Genomic DNA, 20,341 nt, shown 5'->3' with positions numbered 1-20,341 from the left:
GGAGCAACTGGGGTCGCTCACGCCGCTCGGGGGCTGAACGACTGCCACAGTTCCAAACCGCTTAACCCCGAGCGCTGACTCCGCTCCGGTATGGACACGTACGAACTCCTCACGCGGAACGTCGAGGAAGTCGTGACCGAGGAGGAGGTGCGGGCGCTGGCCGACGACCCCGGGGGCAAGCGGGCGTACGTCGGCTACGAGCCGTCCGGCGTCCTCCACCTCGGCCACCTCCTCACCGCGAACAAGCTCGTCGACCTCCAGGACGCCGGCATGGAGGTCGTGGTGCTGCTGGCGGACGTCCACGCGTACCTCAACGGCAAGGGCAGCTTCGAGGAGATCCGGGAGACCGCCGAGCAGATGAAAGCCCAGTTCCTCGCGTACGGCCTCGACGAGGACGACACGGAGTTCGTGCTCGGCAGCGACTACCAGCTCGACGACGACTACGAGCTCGACCTCCACGAGCTCGAGCTCGCGACGTCGCTGAACCGCGCGAAGCGCGCGATGGCGGAGATCCAGAGCGGCGAGACCGTGAAGGTCAGCCACGTCGTCTACCCCCTGATGCAGGCCCTGGACATCGAGTACCTCGACCTCGACCTCGCGGTCGGCGGCATCGACCAGCGGAAGGTCCACATGCTCGCCCGCGAGGAGCTCCCCTCCCTGGGGTACGAGAAGCGGCCCGCCCTCCACACGCCCATCGTCGGCGACCTCGAGACGGGCGAGGGGAAGATGTCCTCCAGCGAGGGCGTCACCATCTCCATGGAGGACGACACCGAGGACATCCAGGAGAAGGTCAACGCGGCGTTCTGTCCGCCGACCCGCGACCCCGAGGGCGACCTCGTCAACCCCGTCCTCGAGCTGTTCCAGTACCACGTCTTCCCGCGGTTCGACGAGGTGGTCGTCGAGCGCCCCGACGAGTACGGCGGCGACCTCCGCTACGGCGACTACGAATCTCTCGCCGGCGACCTCGAGTCCGGCGAACTCCACCCGGCGGACGCGAAGGGCGCGCTCGCGGACTACCTCGACCGCCTCGTCGCGCCCGGCCGCGAGCGCCTCCGCGAGTTCCGCGGCGAGTAGTCCGCGCCGCGTCGCCCGCGCGAGCGTCCCGCCGACGGCCGCCCGCCTTTTCCGTCTGACGCGGCAACGTCCAGTCCCATGGTCGAGCACTGCGACAGGTGCGGGACGACACTCGACCCGGAACAGCCGCGACACCAGCGCTACTGCTTCGAGGCCGCCGTCGACGACACGGAGACGGTGACCGGCCGGCTCTGCGCGGACTGCTTTTTCGAGTTCGAGGAGTGGCTGGAGACGAAGTCCGTCACGGACGCCGCGTGACGCCGCCGCACACGCGCGCAACCTACTAACCCCGGGTGGTCGTAGCGTGGACCATGAGTGCGCCGGACTTCGACGCGACCGCGGAGGCGTTCGGGCTGCTCGCCGACCCGGTCCGCGTCGCGATCCTGGCGGCGCTGTGGCGGACCGACGAGACGCCCGCGCCGTACTCCGAGCTGCGTGACGCCGTCGGCCTGCGGGACTCCGGGCGGTTCAACTACCACCTCTCGAAGCTCACCGACCACTTCGTCGCGAAGACCGACGACGGCTACCGCCTGCGGCCGGCGGGACTGGTGGTGCTGAACGCCGTCTACGCGGGGTCGTACGTGGACGCGCCGACCGAGGACGGCATCGACGTCAGGGGCCGCTGCCCGACCTGCGGCGGCGACCTCGCCGGCGTCTACGACGCCGGGATGTTCCGCGTCGTCTGCGGGGACTGCGACGACCAGGCGTTCATGCTGTCGTTCCCGCCGCGCGGCGTCGAGCGCCGCGACGAGGGCGAGCTGCTGCGGGCGGTGTCCGTGCACGCCCGGTCGCACGCGCGACGCCTGCAGCGCGGCCTCTGTCCGTTCTGCGGCGGGACGATGGACCTCGAACTGACCCTCGACGCGGACACCGGGCTGCCGGCGTCGACGCTCGTGCACGCGCACTGCCGGAACTGCGGCGTGGACAACCGCGCGAGCGTCGGGTTCGCGGTGCTCGAACACCCCGCCGTCGCGGGGTTCCTCCACGAACACGGCGTCGACCCTGACGCGCCGCCCTGGCAGTTCCACTGGTGTCTCAGCGACGACCCCATCGACGTGCAGTCCGTCGACCCGCCGCGGGTCACGCTCGCCGTGACGCCGCCGGGCGACGCGGCGGCGACCCTGCGGGTCACCGTGGACGAGACCGGGGCGGTCGTCGACAGCGAGCGCGAAGCCGCCGACTGAGCACCAGCGCGCGAGAAGCGGCAGTCGAGAACCAGCGCGCGAGGAGCGACCGGCTGAGCACCAGCGACCGGTGACGGACAGTTCAGACGCCGAGCAGGTCGAAGTCGTAGCCGTTGCCGTGCTCCCGGGCGTGCTCGTAGGCGACGTGGGCGGCGGCGACGTCCTGGATGGCCAGCCCCGTCGAGTCGAAGACGGTGACGCCGTCCTCGGGCGTGCGGCCGTCCTTCTGGCCGGTGACGAGTTCGCCGACCTCGCCGTAGATGTCCTCGTCGGCGAGCACGCCCTCGCCGTAGGGGACGTTGATCTCGCCGGAGTGCGTGGTCTGGGCGTGGTCGTCGATGACGAGCTTCGCGTCGAGGAGGAGGTCGTCGGCGAGCTCGTGTTTGCCCTCGGCGTCCGCGCCCATCGCGTTGACGTGCGTGCGCTCGCCGACGTCCTCGGGGGAGACGATGGGGTCGCGGACGGGCGTGACCGTCGAGAGCACGTCGCAGTGGCCGGCCTCGGAGATGGAGCCGGCGCGGACGTCGAAGCGGTCGGCGAAGTGGTCGACGTACCGCTGGACGGCCTCGTCGTCGACGTCGCTGACGACGACCTCCTCGACGTCGCGGACCGCCGCGATGGCCTCCAGTTGGGTGTACGACTGCACGCCGGCGCCGACGACGCCGAAACTCGACGCGTCCTCGACGGCGAGGTAGTCGGTGGCGACGGCCGCCGCGGCGCCCGTGCGCTGCATCGTCAGCTCCGTGCCGTCCATGATGGCCAGCGGGTAGGCGTTCTCGGGGTCGGAGTACACCATCGTCCCCATCACGGTCGGCAGGTCGAAGTCGTCGGGGTTGTCGGGGTGGACGTTCACCCACTTGATGCCGGCGGCGTCCCAGTCGCCGGCGTCGAGATAGGCGGGCATCGACCGGAAGTCGCCGTTGTACTGCGGGAGGTCGATGTAGGACTTCGCGGGCATCTGGGCGTCGCCGGTCTCGTAGGCGGCGAACGCGTCCTCGACCGCCGGGATGAGCTCCGGCATCCGGACGTTCTCGCTGACGTCGTCCTTGTTGAGCAGCAGCGTCTCCATGCCGCAAAAATTGCTGGCCCCGCACTTAGAACCTCCTTTATACCGCCGGAGCCGCCGCTGGTCGGCGACGCGTCGAGAGAAAATCCGCGGTCCACTGAGCGGGCGGTTCGGGGAACGCGGGCTTCGGGAGCGTGCGGTGGCGGTGTGAGCTAGTCGCCGAGCGTCACATCGCGCCGCCCATGCCGCCCATGCCGCCCATGCCGCCCATGCCGCCGCCGGGGCCGCCGGCCGGCTCGTCGCCGCCGTCGTCGTCGCCGACCTGGCCGCCGGCGAGGTCGCCCGCGGCGATGACGTCGTCGATGCGGAGGATCATCACGGCCGCCTCGGTGGCGGACTCGATGGCCTGGGTCTTCACGCGGAGCGGCTCGACGACGCCCTCGCCTTCCATGTCGACGACGTCGCCCGTGTAGGCGTCGAGGCCGGCGCCGGCCTCGCCGGCGTCGTGCTGGCTGCGGAGGTCAACGAGCGAGTCGATGGGGTCGTGGCCCGCGTTCTCCGCGAGCGTCCGCGGGACGACCTCGAGGGCGTCGGCGAACGCCTCGACGGCGAGCTGCTCGCGGCCGCCGACGGAGTCGGCGAAGTCGCGGAGCTCCATCGCGAGCTCGGTCTCGGGCGCGCCGCCGCCGGGGAGGACCTTGCCGTCCTCGAGGGTGACGCGCACGACGCCGAGGGAGTCCTCGATGGCGCGCTCGACCTCGTCGACGACGTGCTCGGTGCCGCCGCGGAGGACGAGCGTGACGCTCTTGGCCTCCTCGACGTCCTCGACGAAGATGCGCTCGTCGCCGCCGATGTCCTTCTGGGCGACGCTGCCGGCCTCGCCGAGGTCGTCGGCGGTGACGTCGTTGACGTTCGCGACCGGGGTCGCGCCCGTCGCGCGGGAGAGGCGCGTGAAGTCGTCGGACTTCACGCGGCGGACGGCGAGGATGCCCTCCTGGGCGAGGTAGTGCTGGGCCATGTCGTCGATGCCGCCGTCGACGAACACGACGTTCGCGCCGGCGTCCGCGAGGGAGTCGACCATCTCCTTGAGCTGTTCTTCCTCCTGGTCGAGGAACTGCTGGAGCTGGTCGGGGTCGGTGACGTTGACCTCGGTGTCGATCTCGGTCTCCTTGACCTCGAGGCCGTCGTCGACGAGCGCGATCTTGGCGTCCTCGACGCCGTAGGGCATGTTCTCGTTGACGCGCTCCTTGTCGACGATGACGCCCTCGATGAGCTCGGAGTTCTCGATGGCGCCGCCGGTGACCTTCTCGACTTTGACGTTGTCGGTGTCGACGCCCTCGTCGTCGGCGACGGACTGGACGGCGCGGACGACCAGTTCGGCGAGGACGTCCTTGGCGTTCTCGGCGCCCTTGCCGGTCATCGCGGTCGCGGCGATCTTCTCGAGCTCCTCGGTGTCGTCGGCGGAGATCTCGATGGCCTGCTCGTCGAGGAACTCCTTGGCCTGCTCGGCGGCCTGCCGGTAGCCCTGCGCGAGCGTGGTGGCGTGGATGTCCTGCTCGAGGAGGTCCTCGGCCTCCGAGAGGAGTTCACCGGCGACGACGACGGCGGACGTGGTGCCGTCGCCGACCTCGGTCTCCTGTGTCTCGGCGACCTCGACGATCATGTTGGCCGCCGGGTGCTCGATGTCCATCTCCTTGAGGATGGTGACGCCGTCGTTCGTGACGACGACCTCGCCGGTGGAGTCGACGAGCATCTTGTCCATCCCCTTCGGGCCGAGCGTGGTGCGGACGGCCTCCGAGACGGCTTTCCCCGCGGTGATGTTCATCGACTGTGCGTCCTCCCCGGAGGTGCGCTGGCTGTCCTCCGAGAGTACGATAAGTGGCTGGTTGCCCATCTGCTGCGCCATAGTCACTCAGTGATTGAATGCGATTCTATTTAAAAGTTGTGCGCGAGAGAATACCACACCTACGGAACCGCACGGAGACGGCGGCACGCGCTGTATCGCCGCTCGCGGGACGCACCTATTTATGCGTCACCCGGGGACGTGGACGGACGGGCCGCCGCGGCGGCTGGACCAGCGGACGCGGGACTGCCTCGGCGTGGCACGGGATAGTCGGAGGCGCGTGCGTGAGACTGCCGCGGCGTGGCGCGGACGTCGGAGAAGTGGACGCAGGACCGCCGGTGAACGACGCGCGGACGGACTGTCAGCGCTCGCTACCCGGGGAACTCGTGGTACTCCATGCCCTGCTGTTTCAGCTCCTCGGCGCGCTTGCGCTCGAGGAACGAGTAGACGGCGCCGTGGGGCGCGCCGTCGAGGATCATCTCGGCGGCCGAGCGCGCGATGTCGACCTCCTTCGGCTGGCCGATGACGCCGAACGTCGACCCGTAGATGACGACGTCCGCGCCCGTCAGCTCCTCCATGAGCTCGCGCGTCCGGCCGTCCTCGCCGATGAGACGGCCTTTCTTCCGGCGGAGGTCGTTGTCGTTGCGCGCGGCGCGCTCGATGTCGATGGTCTCGAACATCCGCATGTCGTCCTCGAGGATGCTCAGCGCGGCGTCCGGGTCGAACCCGCGGCCGATGGCGCGCACGACCTCCGGCGCCTGCATCCCCCGCACGGGGTCGCCCGTCCGCTCGATGGCGACGGAGCCGTCCTGGGAGTTCACGTCCAGGTCCACCTCGGCCGTCTGCTCGATCCGGCGCAGCGTCTCACCCCCTTCGCCGATCAGCGTCCCGATCCGGTCCTGCGGAATCTTCACGTGTTTCATACTGTTCGCGTACTGGCCGGTCGCGTAAAAGCCTTCTCTCCCCTGTGTGACGGTTTCACGCCCGCTCCGCCGGCTACCGCCGACCGGCGGCCACCCGGTCCGCGGTCACGGCCGCTGGAACCCCACGGCGTCCCGGACGCGCTCGCGCTCGTCGCCGGTCAGCCGGTACGGCGCGAGCGCGTCCCCCAGGTCGCCGACCGCCGCGCGGCGGTCCCGGTGGCCCTCCAGGAAGTCGCTGATGCGGTCGGCGGCCAGCGCCTTCAGCTCCCCCGACAGCAGGTCGCCGCTCCGGTAGGCCCGCTCGATTCGGGCGAGCTCGCGGTCGTCCGGCTCGAAGAACGCCGAGAGGTACTGGAAGGGCACGTCCACGCTCGGGTCGCCGCCGCGCTCGCGGTGCTCGGCGACCGTCGCGCGGCCGCCCGTGTACGCGTAGTCGTCGACCTTCTCGCGGACCGCCTCGGGGCCGTCGGTCAGCCGGACCGCGACCCCCTCGGAGCTGCTCATCTTCCCGGGGCCGCCCAGGGACGGCAGGAACTGCATCAGCAGCGCCGCCGGCTTCCGCACGGGGTGGCGGGCCTTCGCGGCGACGTCGCGGCTGACCCGCACGTGTGGGTCCTGGTCGACCGCGATGGGGACCAGGGTCGCGTGCTCGCCGTGGACGAGCTGGGGCAACAGGAGGTGGGCGGCCTGCACGGCGGGGTAGAACGCCTGTCCGACGTTGTCCGGCGTGCCGTAGACGGCCTCGAGCGTCGAGTGCGTGACGTCGTCGGCGAACGCCGTCGCCGCCGGGTACACGACGTCCGCGTCCGCGGTGTCGACGACGACCCGCGTCAGGTCGGGGTCGAACCCCACGGCGAGCAGGTCCCGGAGGTTCTCCCGGCGGTAGTCGGCGGTCTCGGCGGCCGTCTGGTCCCTGAACACGTACTTCTCGTCGTCGGAGACGGGGACGTAGACGCGCGCCCCGAGTTCGTCCTGGAGGCGCTTCGCGAAGTAGAACACCATCGCGTGCCCGAGGTGCATCGGCCCCGACGGCCCGATGCCGGTGACGACGGACTGCTCGTCGGCCGCGAGGAACGCCTCGACGTCGCGGCCCGCGTAGAACAGGCCGCGGCGCACGAGCGGGTGGTCGGGGAACCGGCGGCGCTGCTCGCGCGTGAGCGCGTCGGCGCCGAACTCGGCGAGCAGCTTCTCGTAGTCGACGTCGCCGCTGACGCTGTCGGGCGTGACCGCGTCCGTCTCGGTGTCCGTGGCTGTGCTGTCGGTCCGGGTGTCGTCTGCGTCGGCTGGCATCTGTGTGCGTGGTGGCGTGGCTACTGGGCGTGCGGTGCGCGAGAGGAGCGAGGGAGCCACGCCCCCGGCCCGGCCGGGTGACGCCCGTCAGGCCGCGGCGGCGAGACTGTCCGCTCCCGGAGCGCGCCAGCGCCAGCCGACGGGAGCGGACTGCATACGTCGGGGTACGGGGGACTCCAGCGAAAAGCGTTGCGGTAGCGTGACTTCGGCGAGCGGCATTGCGGTGGCCCGCGGCGCGCTACTCGTCGCCGCCGTCGGCCTCGCCGTCGGTGGTCCGCGGGTCGCCGCTGTCGGTCTCGCTGTGCGGGTCCGCGTTCGACGTGACGTACTCGTAGAGGTCGTCGGGGTCGGCGTCGGCGCCCTGCCGCGCGAAGAAGTTCGCGACGTTCCGGCAGTCGCGGCGCAGGAACTCGTCGTGGTTGCTGTGGTGGACGGTGACGGCCTGCCCGACGTCGATGACGACGAGTTCGCCGTCGTACACCACGAGGTTGTACTCCGAGAGGTCGCCGTGCACGAGGCCCGCGTCGTGCAGGCGCCGCATGTACTCCCGGACGACCTCGAAGGCCGTCTGTGGGTTCTCGACGTTCACGTCGGCGAGCGTCGGCGCCCAGTCGCCCTCGCGGCCGATGAGCTCCATCACGAGGACGTTCCGCTGGACCGCGATGGGGTGGGGGACGCGCACGCCGGCTTCGGCGGCGCGCTGGAGGTTCGAGAACTCCTTTCGCGTCCACGACAGCACGACGGCCTTCTTGTCGCCGCGGATGCCCTCGAAGCGCGGGTCGCCCTCGAGGTACTCCCGCATCTGCTGGAAGTTCGACGCGTTGATGCGGTAGATCTTCACCGCGACGTCGCCGCCGTCCGGGTCCAGCGCCTCGTAGACGTTCGCCTCCTTCCCCGTGGAGATGGGGCCGCCGAGCGCGCCCACGTGGCCGTCCTGGACGAGCTTGTAGACGGCGGCGTAGGTCGCGTCGTCGAACGCGCCGTCGGTGACCTTGAACTGGTCGGCGTCCTTCAGGCGCTTGCGGAACTCCGCGAACTCGCGGTCGCGGCGGCGCGCGATGCGGTCCGCCTCGGTGTCCCTGACGTCGATCTCCTCGAACTCGTCGCCGGGCGCGCCCGCCGTCTCCTCGACGAGCCCGTACTCCTCACTCACTGCAGAACCACCGTCGGCTGGTCACTCGATGTGCCCCTCTTCGCGGAGCTGGTCCGCGTCGGCCTTCTCGTAGCGCCACACCACGTCCGCCTTCTCGTCCTGCCAGTCCCACGGCTCGACGAGCACGATGTCGCCCTCGCGGATCCAGATGCGCTTTTGCATCCGTCCCGGGATGCGAGCGGTCCGCTCCTGGCCGTCTGCGCAACGAACGCGTACCCGGTTCGCACCGAGCATGTCGGTGACCTCCGCGAACACCTCGTCCTCGTCGGGCATTCGCAGATTCTTGCGTCCACCATCGTCGTCGCTCATGCCGCGGATTACGACCGGCAGCGGTTTAAACTCTGTTCAATCCCGGGTGACCGGAACGCCGCGGGGGCGTCGAGGCGGCGGCGCTCGAGCGACCGGGGCGCCGTCCGGCCGTCGACCAGTACGCTTACGCCCGTGGTGGCGCTCGTCGTCCACGTGCTCGACAAACTCGGTCTCTCCGGCGCGCTCGGCGCCCTCCTCGTGGTCGCCGGCGTCGCCGTCGTGGCGTGGCGCGCGCCAGTCGTCGCCGCCGGCATCGTCCTCGTCCTGCTCGGCCTGGGCCTCGTCGTCCGGCGGGGCGTCAAGTCCGTCATGGGCATGTTCGGGATGTAGCGCACGCGCGCTCCCGGTCGCCTGCGGGGACGCGCGGCTAGCTCCGGGCTCGCGTGTAGTCCAGGAACTTCCCGACGGCCCAGACGGCGACGAGGAACGGCAAAAGCGGGAGCATGACGACGACGAGCCCGAGGAAGATCGTCCAGCCGATGCTGGACATCTCCGCGTTCCGGTACTCGCGGGACAGGCGGCTGACGCTCCGGTACGGCGGCTCGTCGGACTCGCTCATGCCTGGAGATTCGGCGCGGACCGGAAAAAGTGTTGCCGGTCGAAGGGGTCGCCCGTCGGCGGGGGCGGCGCGCGGCGGCCGGCGGCGCGCCCGCAGCCGCCGCGGTAGTCGTATGGAAAGGTATAGGGCGCCGACCCGCCGAAACACCGGTAAACAGATGAGCGACGCGAGCTACGACCACGCGGCGGTCGAGGCGCGATGGCAGGACGCCTGGGAGGACGCCGACGTCTTCCGGACGCCCGACGACGCCGAGGACCCGACGTACGTCCTCGGGATGTACCCCTACCCGTCCGGGAAACTCCACATGGGCCACGTCCGCAACTACACCATCACGGACGCGTACGCCCGGTTCCGACGGCTGCGCGGCGACGACGTCCTCCACCCGATGGGCTGGGACGCCTTCGGGCTGCCCGCCGAGAACGCCGCGAAGGAACGCGACACCAACCCCCGGGACTGGACGTTCGACTGCATCGAGACGATGAAGGGGCAGATGGAGTCGATGGGCTTCGGCTACGACTGGGAGCGCGAGGTCACCACCTGCACGCCGGAGTACTACCGGTGGAACCAGTGGCTGTTCCGGCGGTTCCACGAGGCCGGCCTCGTCGACCGGCGGGACGCCGACGTGAACTGGTGTCCGTCCTGCGAGACGGTGCTCGCCGACGAGCAGGTCGAGGGCGAGGCGGAGCTGTGCTGGCGCTGCGACACGCCCGTCGAGCAGCGCGAGCTCGCGCAGTGGTTCCTCGAGATCACGGAGTACGCCGACGAGCTCGTCGACTGCATCGACGACCTCGAGGGGTGGCCGGACTCCGTCCGCCAGATGCAGCGCAACTGGATCGGCCGCCAGCGCGGCACCACGCTCACCTTCGACGTCGCGGAGTACGGCGCCGTCGAGGCGTTCACGACGCGCGCGGACACCGTCTTCGGCGCGACGTTCTTCGCGCTGGCGCCCGACCACCCCATCAGCGAGGCGCTCGCCGAGACCGACGACGACGTCCACGAGTTCGTCCACCACGAGGCCGACCCGGAGGGCGACGAACCGAACGGCGTCCGCACCGACCTCACCGCGACCAACCCCGTCACGGGCGAAGAGCTCCCCGTGTTCGTCGCGGACTTCGTGCTCTCGGACGTCGGCACGGGCGCGCTGATGGGCGTCCCCGGCCACGACGACCGCGACCACGACTTCGCCGAGAAGATGGGCGTCCCCATCGAGCCCGTCGTCGCGCCCGCACCCGGGGACTGGGACGGCGAGACAGCTCCCGACGCGCCCGACGTCTCCGAGGCCGCGTTCACCGAGGACGGCGTCCTCGTGAACTCCGGCGAGTACACGGGCCTCGACAGCGAGACCGCCCGCGAGCGCATCACCGACGACCACGACGCCGCGGCCTTCGACACGCAGTACCGCCTGCGCGACTGGGGCATCTCCCGGCAGCGCTACTGGGGGACGCCGATTCCGGTCGTCCACTGCGACGACTGCGGCCCCGTGCTGGTGCCCGAGGACGACCTCCCCGTGGAGCTGCCCGAGTTCGTGAACACGACCGGCAATCCGCTGGACGCCGCCGACGAGTGGAAGCAGACGACGTGCCCGGACTGCGGCGGCGACGCCGTCCGCGAGACGGACACGATGGACACGTTCGTCGACTCCTCGTGGTACTTCCTGCGGTACGTCTCCCCGGACCTCGAGGCCGCGCCGTTCGACCGCGAGCGCGCCAACGACTGGATGCCCGTCGACCAGTACGTCGGCGGCATCGAGCACGCCGTGATGCACCTGCTGTACTCGCGGTTCTTCACGAAGGTGCTCGCCGACGAGGAGGGCCTCGACGTCCGCGAGCCGTTCACGAACCTGCTCGCCCAGGGGATGGTCCAGCTCGAGGGCGAGAAGATGTCGAAGTCGAAGGGCAACGTCGTCTCCCCCCAGCGCATCGTCGACGAGTACGGCGCCGACACCGCGCGGCTGTTCATGCTGCAGGCCGCCCAGCCCGAACGCGACTTCGACTGGAGCGAGGAGGGCGTCCGCTCGACCCACCGCTTCCTCGCCCGCCTGCGGGCGCTCGTGGACGCCTACGGCCCCGATTCGGCGTCCGGCGACCGCGACGCCGTCGCCGAGTACGTCGACAGCGAGACCGACGCGGCCGTCGCGGTCGCGACCGAGGAGTACGACGACCTGGCGTTCAACGTCGCGCTCCGCGAGGCCCAGGAGCTGGTGCGCACGCTCCGCCAGTACCGCGACTACGCGGACGTCCACGCGGAGACGTTCGAGCGCGGCCTCGACGTCGCCGTGCGCCTGCTCGCGCCGGTCGCGCCCCACCTCGCCGAGGAGCTCTACGACGACCTCGGCGGCGACGGCTTCGTCGCGGAGGCCGACTGGCCCGCGACGGACGTCGATCGCGCGACCGCCGAGCAGCGCCGGACGCTCGTCGAGAACACCCGCGAGGACGTCCGCCAGATCGTCGACGTCGCCGGCATCGAGGACCCCCAGCGGGTCGACGTCGTCGTCGCGCCCGACTGGAAGTACGACGCCCTCGAGATCGCCGTCGAGAGCGACGCCGACAACCTCGTCTCGGAGCTGATGCAGGAGCCCCACATCCGCGAGCAGGGCGACGCCGCGGCCTCGTACGGCAAGGACCTCCAGGCGGAGCGCGAGGCGCTGTCGCTGTCCCTCTCGCCGGACGAGGAGTACGACGCGCTGTCCGCGGCGGCGTGGCTCGTCGAGCGCGAGTTCGACGCCCCCGTCCGGGTCGTCCGCGCCGCCGACGCCGCCGACGACGTCGCGAAGAACGCCGAGCCCGGTCGGCCCGCCATCGACATCGAGGAGTAGGCCGCCGGCCGCGCCGCGAGTCCGCCGCCGCTACTCGACGTCGATGCTGGTCCCGGACTCGTCGGCGTGGGTCTTCGGCAGCGTCACCGTCAGCACGCCGTTCTCGAAGGCCGCCGTCGCCGCCGCCTCGTCGACGTCCTCCGGCAGCGTGAGACTCCGGGACAGCGACCGGTTGCTGCGCTCGCGGCGCACGTAGTCCTCGTCGTCCTCGCGGACGTCCTCGCTGTGCGTGGCGTCGATGCGGAGCGTGCGCTCGTGGACCTCCACCTCGATGTCCTCCCGCTCGAACCCGGGGAGGTCGGCGGCAACCTCGAAGGCGTCGCCGTCGTCCCGCACGTCGACGGCCAGCCCGCCCGCCGCGCGCTCGCGGGCGTCGTTCATCTTGTCCAGCAGTCGCTCCAGCTCGTCGAAGGGAGTTCGGCGGTCCACCATACGGGATTGTTCGCCGCGAGTCCCGGAAAAGCTACCGGCCGCTCGCAGGGCAGCGAGAACCGACTCCGCGATTTGCGTTGCGAGCATCCGCCGAGCGAGTGCAGCAAAAGTGGGTTCAGACGACGTGTTCGACGTCGTAGGAGCCGAGGCGGCGCACCCAGCCCTCAGACGCGATGGCCTCGATGTCGTCGAGGGCGGCCTGGGTGCGCTGCTCGTAGAGGCCGGCGTCGACGTCGACGTGGAAGAGGTAGTCGCCGAGGCGCTCGCCGCTGGGGCGGGACTCGACCCGGGAGAGGTTGACGTCGCGGTCGGCGAACGGCTCGAGCAGCTCCAGCAGGAGGCCGGGGTAGTTGGCGTTCGGGTAGACGACGAACGAGGACTTCCCGCCGGCCTCGCTGCGCTCGTCGGGCGGCGCGACGACGAAAAAGCGCGTGGCGTTGCTGTTCCGGTCCTGGATGTCGGTGGCGACGACCTGCAGGTCGCCGTTCGCGGCGTTGTCGGGGTGGGCGATGCCGGCGACCGAGGCGTCCTCGCGCGCGAGTTCGACGCTGCGCGCGGTGGACGCGACGGCCTGCCGGTCGGCGTCCGGGTAGTGCTCGTCGAGGTACGACCGGCACTGCGCGAGCGCCTGGGAGTGGCTGGCGACGGTGTCGAAGTCCTCGCGCTGGGCGATGAGCGCGTGCCGGATGGGCGTGACGACCTCGCGGACGACCGCGAGGTCGACGGTCGCGAGCGTGTCCAGGGTCTCCGTGACCGAGCCCTCGATGCTGTTCTCGATGGGGACGACGCCGCGGTCGGCGTCGCCGTTCGCGACCGCGTCCGCGATGCCGCGCACGGACTCCGCGAACGAGATGCCGTCGTCGGTGACGGCGCGCGCTGCGCGGTGGGAGTACGTGCCCTGCGGCCCGAGCGTGACCGTTTCCATGCCAGTCCGTACGCGGCCCAGCCGGGAAAAGCGCGTCGGGGAGACAGGCGGGACTGCGGTGGTGGTGGAGTCGGTCGAGCAGACGGGACTGCGGCGGCGGTGGCGAACGGGGCAGTGGGAGAACGGGGGAGCGGGAGAGTGGGAGAGTGGGAGAACGGGGGAGCGGGAGAGTGGGAGAGTGGGAGAACGGGGGAGCGGGAGAGCGGGGAACGGGAGTGACTGCGGGAAGTGGACGGCTACCGGTTCAGCGTGTGGATGGCGTGGCCGAGCGCGTGCTCGGCGGCCTCCATCGTGGACTCGGCGAGCGTCGGGTGGGTGTGGATGGTCGAGGCGACGTCCTCGAGCGTGGCGCCCATCTCGATGGCGAGGCCGAGCTCCGCGATTAGTTCGCTCGCCTCGGGGCCGACGATCTGCGCGCCGAGCAGGAAGCCGGAGTCCTCGTCGGCGACGACGCGCACGAAGCCGTCGGTCTCGCCGGTAGTGAGCGCGCGGCCGCTCGCGTTGAACGGGAACTTCCCGACCACGGGCTCGAAGCCCTCGTCGCCCGCCTCGTCCTCGGTGAGGCCGACGGTCGCGACCTCGGGGTCCGTGAAGACCGCGGCGGGGACGGCCTGGTAGTCGAGGGCCGCTGGCTCGCCGGCGATGACCTCGGCGGCGACCTGGCCTTCCTTGCTGGCCTTGTGCGCGAGCATCGGCTCGCCGGCGACGTCGCCGATGGCGAAGACGTTCTCGACGCTCGTGCGCGCCCGGTCGTCGGTCTCCAGGAAGCCGTCGTCGTTCGGCTCGAGGCCGACCGCGTCGAGGTTCAGGGTGTCCGTGACGGGTTCGCGGCCGACGGCGACGAGCACCTTCTCGGTCTCGAACTCGGTGCTGTCGCCGTCCTCGTCCTCGGCGGCGACGACGACGCCGTCACCTGATTCTTCCCAGTGGTCGGCGGCGAGCCCGAAGTGGAAGTCGATGCCGAGTTCCTCGGCGTGCTGCTTGACGGGGCGCGCGAGGTCGGCCTCGTAGCCCGGGAGCACGTCGTCGAGCATCTCCACGACCGTCACGTCGACGCCGAGCTTCGCGAGCACCGTCGACAGCTCCATGCCGATGTAGCCCGCGCCGACGACCACGACGGAGTCCGGGAGGTCGTCCATCGCGAGCGCCTGCCGGGAGTCCAGCACGGGGTCGTCGGCGTACGCGAACCCCGGAATCTCGATGGGGCGGGAGCCGGTGGCGACCACGCAGTGCTCGTACTCGATGGTCTCCGAGCCCTGGCCCTCGCCGCCGTGGACGACGCGGAGCCTGTCGTTGCCCGCGAACTCCGCGCGCCCCTCCATGAGGTTCACGCCGTTGGCCTTGCAGAGCTTCTCGACGCCGCCCGTGAGCTGGTCGACGACGCCGTCCTTCCAGTCGACCATCTCGCCGACGTCGACCTCGGGATCGGCGTACACGCCCATCTCCTCGGCGTTCGCCGCGTCGTGAGCGACGTCCGACGCCGTGATCATCGCCTTCGAGGGGATGCAGCCGTAGTTCAGGCAGGTGCCGCCGTACGCGTCCATCTCGACGAGCGTCACGTCGAGACCGAGTTGGCCGGCGCGAATCGCCGCAACGTAGCCGCCGGGACCGCCCCCGACGACCGCAACGTCAGTTCCAGTGGATACGTCTCCGACAACCATTATTCGAGCAGGAGGAGTTCGGGGTCGTTCAGCCGTTCGATCACGTAGTTCGTGAACTCGGCGACCTCCGCGCCGTCGATGACGCGGTGGTCGATGGACAGCGACAGCGGCAGCGTGTGCGCCGCGCGCACCTCGCCGTCCTCGGCGACCGGGCGCTCGTCGATGGCGCCGAGGCCGAGGATCGCCGTCTCGGGGTAGTTGATGATGGGCGTGGCGTACTCGCCGCCGACCGCGCCGAAGTTCGTGATGGTGAACGTGCCGTCCTGCATCTCCGAGCGGGAGATCGAGCGGTCCCGGGCCTTCGCCGCGAGCTCGTTCACCTCCTCGGCGATCTCGAGGAGGGACTTCTGGTCGGCGTGCTTCACGACGGGCACCATCAGGCCGGCATCGGTCGCCACCGCGATGCCGACGTTGTAGTCCTGCTTCAGCGCGATCTCGCCGTCCTCCTCGCGGAGTTCGGAGTTCATGATGGGGAACTCCTTCAGGCCGGAGACGACCGCCTCGATGACGAACGGGAGGTACGTCAGCTTCACGTCCCGCTCGGCCGCGCGCTGCTTGAGCTTCTCGCGGGCGTCGACGAGGTCGTCGATGACCGCGGTGTCGTGGTGGGTGACGTGGGGCGCGGTGTACTTCGACTCGGCCATCGCCTCGCCGATGGTGCGCCGGACGCCGCGGTACGGCTGCGTCGTCTCGCCGCCCTCGGCGAACTCGCGGTCGGGCGCGCCGGCCTCCGGCGCCGCCGCCTGCGCGGCGGTGCCGCCCTCGGCGTACGCCTGCACGGCTTCCGCGGTGACGAACGCCTCGCCGTCGCGCTGCTCGACTGCCGGCACGTCGTCGATGTCGACGCCGAGTTCCCTCGCGAGCCCGCGCGTCGCGGGCGCCGCGAGCGTCTTCTCGCGGCCCGCCGGCTCCTCGCCGGCCGCCGCCCCGGCGCCGCCGGCCGGTTCGGTCGCCGGCTCGGCGGCCGCCGCGGTCTCGGTGGCCGCCTCGCCGCCCTCGGCGGCCGCGCGCACGTCGCCCTCGGTCACGCGGCCGGAGGGCCCCGTGCCCTCGACGGCGTCGAGGTCGACGCCGAGTTCGCGCGCGAGCCGGCGCACGCTCGGCGGCGCGAACGTCCGGCCCGACGCCTCCTCGGTCGCCGACGTCCCGCCGGTGGCCTCGTCGTCGGCCTCTGTGGCCGTCTCTGTGGCCGCCTCTGTCTCCGCCTCGGGCGCCTCGCCCTCGACGTCGAACGTGACGAACACGTCCCCGACGGGGACGACGTCGCCCTCGTCCCAGTGGAGCGTCCGCACCGTGCCGTCGACCGGCGACGGCACCTCCACCTGTGCCTTGTCAGTCTCGACCTCTGCGACCGGCTGGTCCTCGGCGACCGTGTCGCCCTCCGCGACCAGCCAGCGCACGAGCTCGCCCTCTGCGACGCCCTCACCGACGTCTGGAAGCTTGAATTCGCGTGCCATCTCAGAACTCCACGGCGTCCCGGATGCCGTCGACGATGCGTTCGGGCTCCGGCAAGTAGTAGTCTTCGAGCGCGGCAAGCGGGAACGGCACGTCGAAACCCGTGACGCGCTCGACCGGTGCCTCCTGGTGGAGCAGCGCCTTCTCCTGGAGGGTCGCCGTGATCTCGGCGCCGACGCCCGCCGTCTTCGGCGCCTCGTGGACGACGGCGGCACGCCCCGTCTTCTCGAAGGACTCCACGACGGTCTCGTCGTCGAGCGGGCTGAGCGTCCGCAGGTCGACGACCTCCACGTCGACGCCCTCGTCGGCCATGTCCTCCGCGGCCTCCAGGGTCGGCCGCGTCATCGCGCCCCACGTGAACACGGAGACGTCCGAGCCCTCGCGGCGCACGCTCGCCTCGCCGAGCGGCACCTCGTAGGGGTCGTCGGGCACCTCCTCGCGGAACGCGCGGTAGATCTTCTTCGGCTCCAGGAAGATCACGGGGTCCGGGTCGCGGATGGCCGAGATCAGCATCCCCTTCGCGTCGTACGGCGTCGACGGCATCGCGACCTTCAGGCCGGCCTCGTGGACGTAGAACGCCTCCTTGGACTCGGAGTGGTGTTCGGGCGCCCGGATGCCGCCGCCCATCGGCGCGCGCAGCACCATCGGCAGCGTGTACCGGCCCCGGCTCCGCGTCCGGAGCCGCGCCATGTGGCTGACGATCTGGTCGAAGCCCGGGTACATGAACCCCGAGAACTGGATCTCGGGCACCGGCTTCAGCCCGTACGCCGCCATGCCGACCGCGGTGCCGATGATGCCGGACTCCGCCAGCGGCGTGTCGATGACGCGGTCCTCGCCGAACTCCTCGTAGAGGCCCTCCGTCGCGCGGAACACGCCGCCGTTCTTCCCGACGTCCTCGCCCATCACGAGCACGTCGTCGTCTTCGGCCATCTCCGCGCGGAGGCCGTCCCGTACCGCCTGCACTAGCGTCAGGTTCTCGCTCATGTTAGTCCTCCAGTAGGGCTTCGTCGCCGTGTCGCTCGCGGACGGACTCGAAGTACTCGAGTTGTTCTTCCAGCCGCTGGGGCATCTCCGCGTACACGTTCTCGAACATCTCCACGGGGTCCGGGCGCGGCGTCTCCTCGGCCGCCTCGATGGCGTCCGCGACCCGGTCCTCGACGTCCGCCTCGATGGCCTCGACGTCGTCGTCGTCCAGCCGACCGGTCTCCTTCAGGAACGTCTCCAGGCGCGGAATCGGGTCTTTCGCCCGCCACTCCTCGACTTCCTCCTCGTCGCGGTACACCGAGGGGTCGTCGGCGGTGGTGTGCGCGCCGAAGCGGTACTGGACCGCCTCGACGAGCGTCGGCCGGCGCTCGCCCTCGCCGGGGTCTTTGGCCTTCTCGAGTGCGTCCGCCGTGACCTTGTAGACGGCCAGCGGGTCCATGCCGTCCACCTGGACGCCCTCGAAGCCGTACGCGCTCGCCTTCTGGGCGAGCGTCTCCGAGGCGGTCTGGCGCGCCCGCGGGACGCTGATCGCCCACTGGTTGTTGTTGCAGAAGAACACGTTCGGCGTGTCGAAGACGCCCGCGAAGTTCAGGCCCTCGTGGAAGTCGCCCTCGCTGGTCGCGCCGTCCCCGAAGTAACAGAGGAACGCCCTGTCGTCCTCGTCTTGGAGCTTCGACGCCCACGCCAGGCCGGTGGCGTGGGGGATCTGGGACGCGATGGGGACCGCGACCGTGAACAGGTTCACGTCCTCGGGCACGGCGTTGCCGTTCTCGTCGCCCATCCAGTACCGGAGCGTGCGCTCCAGGGGCAGGCCGTGGACGAGCGCGGCGCCGTGCTCGCGGTAGCTCGGCACCATCCAGTCGTCGTCGGCGAGCGCCATCGCCGACCCGATCTGGGCGCCCTCCTGGCCGGACAGCGGCGGGTACGTGCCGATGCGGCCCTGGCGCTGGAGGCTCACCGCGCGCTCGTCGAACCGCCGCGCGAGCTTCATGTGGCGGTACATCTCGACGAGTTCGTCGTCCGAGAGGTCGGGGACCTCCGCGTCCTCGACGAGCTCGCCGTCCTCGTTGAGTACCCGAACCATGTCGTCGGGTGCTCGGTGCAGCGTCGCAGTCACGGGTACCCCCGTCCTGACATACGCGGAGAATCAGTCCCGGCGACCATATGATTTTCGTAACGGTCTTTTCGGAAGGTAACCGCACGCCGACTTCCCGAAACTACTGTTCACTGCGCGCGGAAGTAACTACCAGAACGTCAGATTAGTAGGAGAATAACTGGACGAACCTCGACGACTGTCCGGCCGAGTCGGCGGGACGGTGGACGCGCGTCCAGCAATATTTGCCGGTCGTTCGGTTCGATTCCGCTGGCCGCTCGGTTCGATTCCGCTGCCCGTACGGTTCGAGTCTACCGGCCGCTCAGTTCGGACACACCGACTGTTCGGTTCGAGCCTGCTGGCCGGCCGACCCGACGCCACTCGCCGGGCGGGACGACGCCGCCGCCCGGTCAGTCCGACGCCGACCGCTGGCGGGCTTCCTCCCTGGCCGCCTCGACGCTCTTGCCCTCGCGGAGCACCGCGTCGACGAACAGCTCGCCGGCCCGGTACGAGGACCGGACCATCGGGCCGGACGCGCAGTACAGGAAGCCGAACTCGTCCTCCGCGACGCGGCGCCACGTCTCGAACTTCTGGGGGTGGACGTACTCGGCGACGTCGAGGTGCGAGCGCGACGGCTGGAGGTACTGGCCGAACGTCACCACGTCGACGCCCACCTCCCGGAGGTCGCCGAGCGTCTGGTAGACCTCGTGGTCGTACTCGCCGACGCCCAGCATGACGCTCGTCTTCGTGTAGATGTCGGACTCCCGGTCGACCTGGTCGAGCACGGCGAGGGACTGCTCGTAGCCCGCCCGGCGGTCCCGAACCGGGAACTGGCGGCGCTCGACGGTCTCGACGTTGTGCGCGATGACGTCCGGCCCCGCGTCGACGATCTTCCGCACGAGGCGCTCCTCGCCCTGGAAGTCCGGAATCAGCACCTCGACGAGGATGCCGGGGTCGCGGTCCTTGATCTCGCGGATCGTCCGCGCGAAGTGGCCGGCGCCCTGGTCGTCGAGGTCGTCGCGGTCGACGGACGTCAACACCACGTAGTCCAGGCCGATCTCGGCGACCGACTCGGCGACGTTCGCCGGCTCCTCGGGATCCAGGGGCTCCATGCCGCCTGTCTCGACGTCGCAGAAGTTGCAGCCCCGAGAGCAGCGGTCGCCCATCAGCATGAACGTCGCGGTGCCCGGGCCGTTGCGGCCGCTCCAGCACTCCCCCATGTTCGGACACGAGGCCTCCTCGCAGACCGTGTGGAGGTCGCGCTCGCGGAGCGACTCCTTGATGTCCGTGAACCGCTCCCCGGACGGCGGCCGCATCTTCAGCCAGTCCGGCTTCCGCCGACTACTCATACCACGGCCTTCGGCGGCCAGCGCAAAAACCATGGGGTTCCCGGCACCGCGCCGCGGCGCGCCGACAGGTGCAGCCGCCGCGCTCATCGCCGCCACACCCAGCGCTGTCGCGTTCACCGGTGTCACACCCAGCGCTGTCGCGTTCACCGGTGTCACACCCAGCGCTGTCGTGCTCGCTGTCGTCGCGCCCACTGCCGTCGCGCCCACTGTCGTCGCATCCGCTACCTGCCGCCGGCGGGCCGCCCCGCGATAGTTCGTGCCGCGCCACCGAACCCCATAAGTTAAA

General features: G+C 70.6%; 19 protein-coding genes. 5 read left to right on the top strand and 14 right to left on the bottom strand.

What is annotated here, in order from left to right; translation table 11 throughout:
* Positions 1-90: 90 nt before the first annotated feature.
* The 3 genes from U5911_RS04160 to U5911_RS04150 all read left to right on the top strand — a co-directional run bounded on the left by U5911_RS04160 (position 91) and on the right by U5911_RS04150 (position 2,258).
* Positions 91-1,074 carry a tyrosine--tRNA ligase gene (locus tag U5911_RS04160; RefSeq protein WP_336035514.1) on the top strand — a complete coding sequence of 328 codons (984 nt, stop codon included), beginning with the start codon at positions 91-93 and terminating at the stop codon, positions 1,072-1,074.
* A gap of 78 nt (positions 1,075-1,152) precedes the next feature.
* On the top strand, positions 1,153-1,332 hold the full coding sequence (locus U5911_RS04155) for a hypothetical protein (RefSeq protein ID WP_336035512.1): 180 nt from the start codon (positions 1,153-1,155) through the stop codon (positions 1,330-1,332).
* A gap of 53 nt (positions 1,333-1,385) precedes the next feature.
* Positions 1,386-2,258: an ArsR/SmtB family transcription factor gene (locus U5911_RS04150; protein ID WP_336035511.1), complete on the top strand. Its 873-nt coding sequence runs from the start codon at positions 1,386-1,388 to the stop codon at positions 2,256-2,258.
* Positions 2,259-2,340: 82 nt separating this feature from the next.
* Here the strand turns inward: U5911_RS04150 and U5911_RS04145 are convergent, their stop codons facing one another.
* From U5911_RS04145 to eif1A, 6 genes are all read right to left on the bottom strand, one after another.
* Positions 2,341-3,327, bottom strand: coding sequence for an ornithine cyclodeaminase family protein (locus U5911_RS04145; RefSeq protein ID WP_336035510.1), 987 nt, complete (start codon positions 3,325-3,327; stop codon positions 2,341-2,343).
* Positions 3,328-3,490: 163 nt separating this feature from the next.
* Positions 3,491-5,158 (bottom strand): thermosome subunit alpha, encoded by a 1,668-nt coding sequence (gene thsA, locus U5911_RS04140; RefSeq protein WP_336035880.1) that lies wholly within the window; start codon positions 5,156-5,158, stop codon positions 3,491-3,493.
* A 320-nt stretch (positions 5,159-5,478) separates the two neighbouring features.
* Positions 5,479-6,030 (bottom strand): KH domain-containing protein, encoded by a 552-nt coding sequence (locus U5911_RS04135; RefSeq protein ID WP_336035509.1) that lies wholly within the window; start codon positions 6,028-6,030, stop codon positions 5,479-5,481.
* A 105-nt stretch (positions 6,031-6,135) separates the two neighbouring features.
* Positions 6,136-7,320: a tryptophan--tRNA ligase gene (locus U5911_RS04130; RefSeq protein ID WP_336035508.1), complete on the bottom strand. Its 1,185-nt coding sequence runs from the start codon at positions 7,318-7,320 to the stop codon at positions 6,136-6,138.
* A 238-nt stretch (positions 7,321-7,558) separates the two neighbouring features.
* Positions 7,559-8,473, bottom strand: a complete 915-nt coding sequence (gene rio1 / locus U5911_RS04125; RefSeq protein WP_336035507.1) for a serine/threonine-protein kinase Rio1 — start codon at positions 8,471-8,473, stop codon at positions 7,559-7,561.
* A gap of 21 nt (positions 8,474-8,494) precedes the next feature.
* Positions 8,495-8,782: a translation initiation factor eIF-1A gene (eif1A, locus tag U5911_RS04120; protein WP_336035505.1), complete on the bottom strand. Its 288-nt coding sequence runs from the start codon at positions 8,780-8,782 to the stop codon at positions 8,495-8,497.
* A gap of 153 nt (positions 8,783-8,935) precedes the next feature.
* On the opposite strand from eif1A, the gene U5911_RS04115 reads away from it, so the two are divergent.
* Positions 8,936-9,112 (top strand): DUF7470 family protein, encoded by a 177-nt coding sequence (locus tag U5911_RS04115; RefSeq protein ID WP_336035503.1) that lies wholly within the window; start codon positions 8,936-8,938, stop codon positions 9,110-9,112.
* A 37-nt stretch (positions 9,113-9,149) separates the two neighbouring features.
* Here the strand turns inward: U5911_RS04115 and U5911_RS04110 are convergent, their stop codons facing one another.
* Entirely contained in the window at positions 9,150-9,341 is a 192-nt protein-coding gene (locus U5911_RS04110) for a DUF7535 family protein (protein WP_336035501.1), read from the bottom strand.
* A 157-nt stretch (positions 9,342-9,498) separates the two neighbouring features.
* Between U5911_RS04110 and leuS the strand changes: the two genes are divergently transcribed.
* Positions 9,499-12,156: a leucine--tRNA ligase gene (gene leuS, locus U5911_RS04105; RefSeq protein ID WP_336035500.1), complete on the top strand. Its 2,658-nt coding sequence runs from the start codon at positions 9,499-9,501 to the stop codon at positions 12,154-12,156.
* 30 nt (positions 12,157-12,186) lie between these two features.
* Here the strand turns inward: leuS and U5911_RS04100 are convergent, their stop codons facing one another.
* From U5911_RS04100 to lipA, 7 genes are all read right to left on the bottom strand, one after another.
* A complete protein-coding gene (locus U5911_RS04100) occupies positions 12,187-12,588 on the bottom strand; it encodes an Hsp20/alpha crystallin family protein (RefSeq protein ID WP_336035499.1) in 402 nt (133 codons plus the stop codon).
* A gap of 115 nt (positions 12,589-12,703) precedes the next feature.
* Positions 12,704-13,513, bottom strand: coding sequence for a prephenate dehydratase (gene pheA / locus U5911_RS04095; protein ID WP_336035498.1), 810 nt, complete (start codon positions 13,511-13,513; stop codon positions 12,704-12,706).
* Between the two features lie 236 nt (positions 13,514-13,749).
* Entirely contained in the window at positions 13,750-15,174 is a 1,425-nt protein-coding gene (gene lpdA, locus U5911_RS04090) for a dihydrolipoyl dehydrogenase (RefSeq protein ID WP_336035496.1), read from the bottom strand.
* Positions 15,174-16,631 (bottom strand): dihydrolipoamide acetyltransferase family protein, encoded by a 1,458-nt coding sequence (locus tag U5911_RS04085; RefSeq protein WP_336035494.1) that lies wholly within the window; start codon positions 16,629-16,631, stop codon positions 15,174-15,176. The genes lpdA and U5911_RS04085 overlap by 1 nt, the downstream gene beginning before the upstream one ends.
* A 1-nt stretch (position 16,632) precedes the next feature.
* Complete coding sequence (locus tag U5911_RS04080; protein WP_336035492.1) at positions 16,633-17,613, bottom strand: alpha-ketoacid dehydrogenase subunit beta; 981 nt, start codon at positions 17,611-17,613, stop codon at positions 16,633-16,635.
* A 1-nt stretch (position 17,614) separates the two neighbouring features.
* Positions 17,615-18,697 (bottom strand): pyruvate dehydrogenase (acetyl-transferring) E1 component subunit alpha, encoded by a 1,083-nt coding sequence (gene pdhA, locus U5911_RS04075; protein WP_336035490.1) that lies wholly within the window; start codon positions 18,695-18,697, stop codon positions 17,615-17,617.
* Positions 18,698-19,116: 419 nt separating this feature from the next.
* Positions 19,117-20,055, bottom strand: coding sequence for a lipoyl synthase (lipA, locus tag U5911_RS04070; RefSeq protein WP_336035489.1), 939 nt, complete (start codon positions 20,053-20,055; stop codon positions 19,117-19,119).
* Between the last annotated feature and the right edge of the window lie 286 nt (positions 20,056-20,341).

The sequence above is a fragment of the Halobacterium yunchengense genome, assembly GCF_037031165.1.
Taxonomy (GTDB): Archaea; Halobacteriota; Halobacteria; order Halobacteriales; family Halobacteriaceae; genus Halobacterium; species Halobacterium yunchengense.
This window is presented reverse-complemented; position numbering and strand designations above follow the sequence as displayed.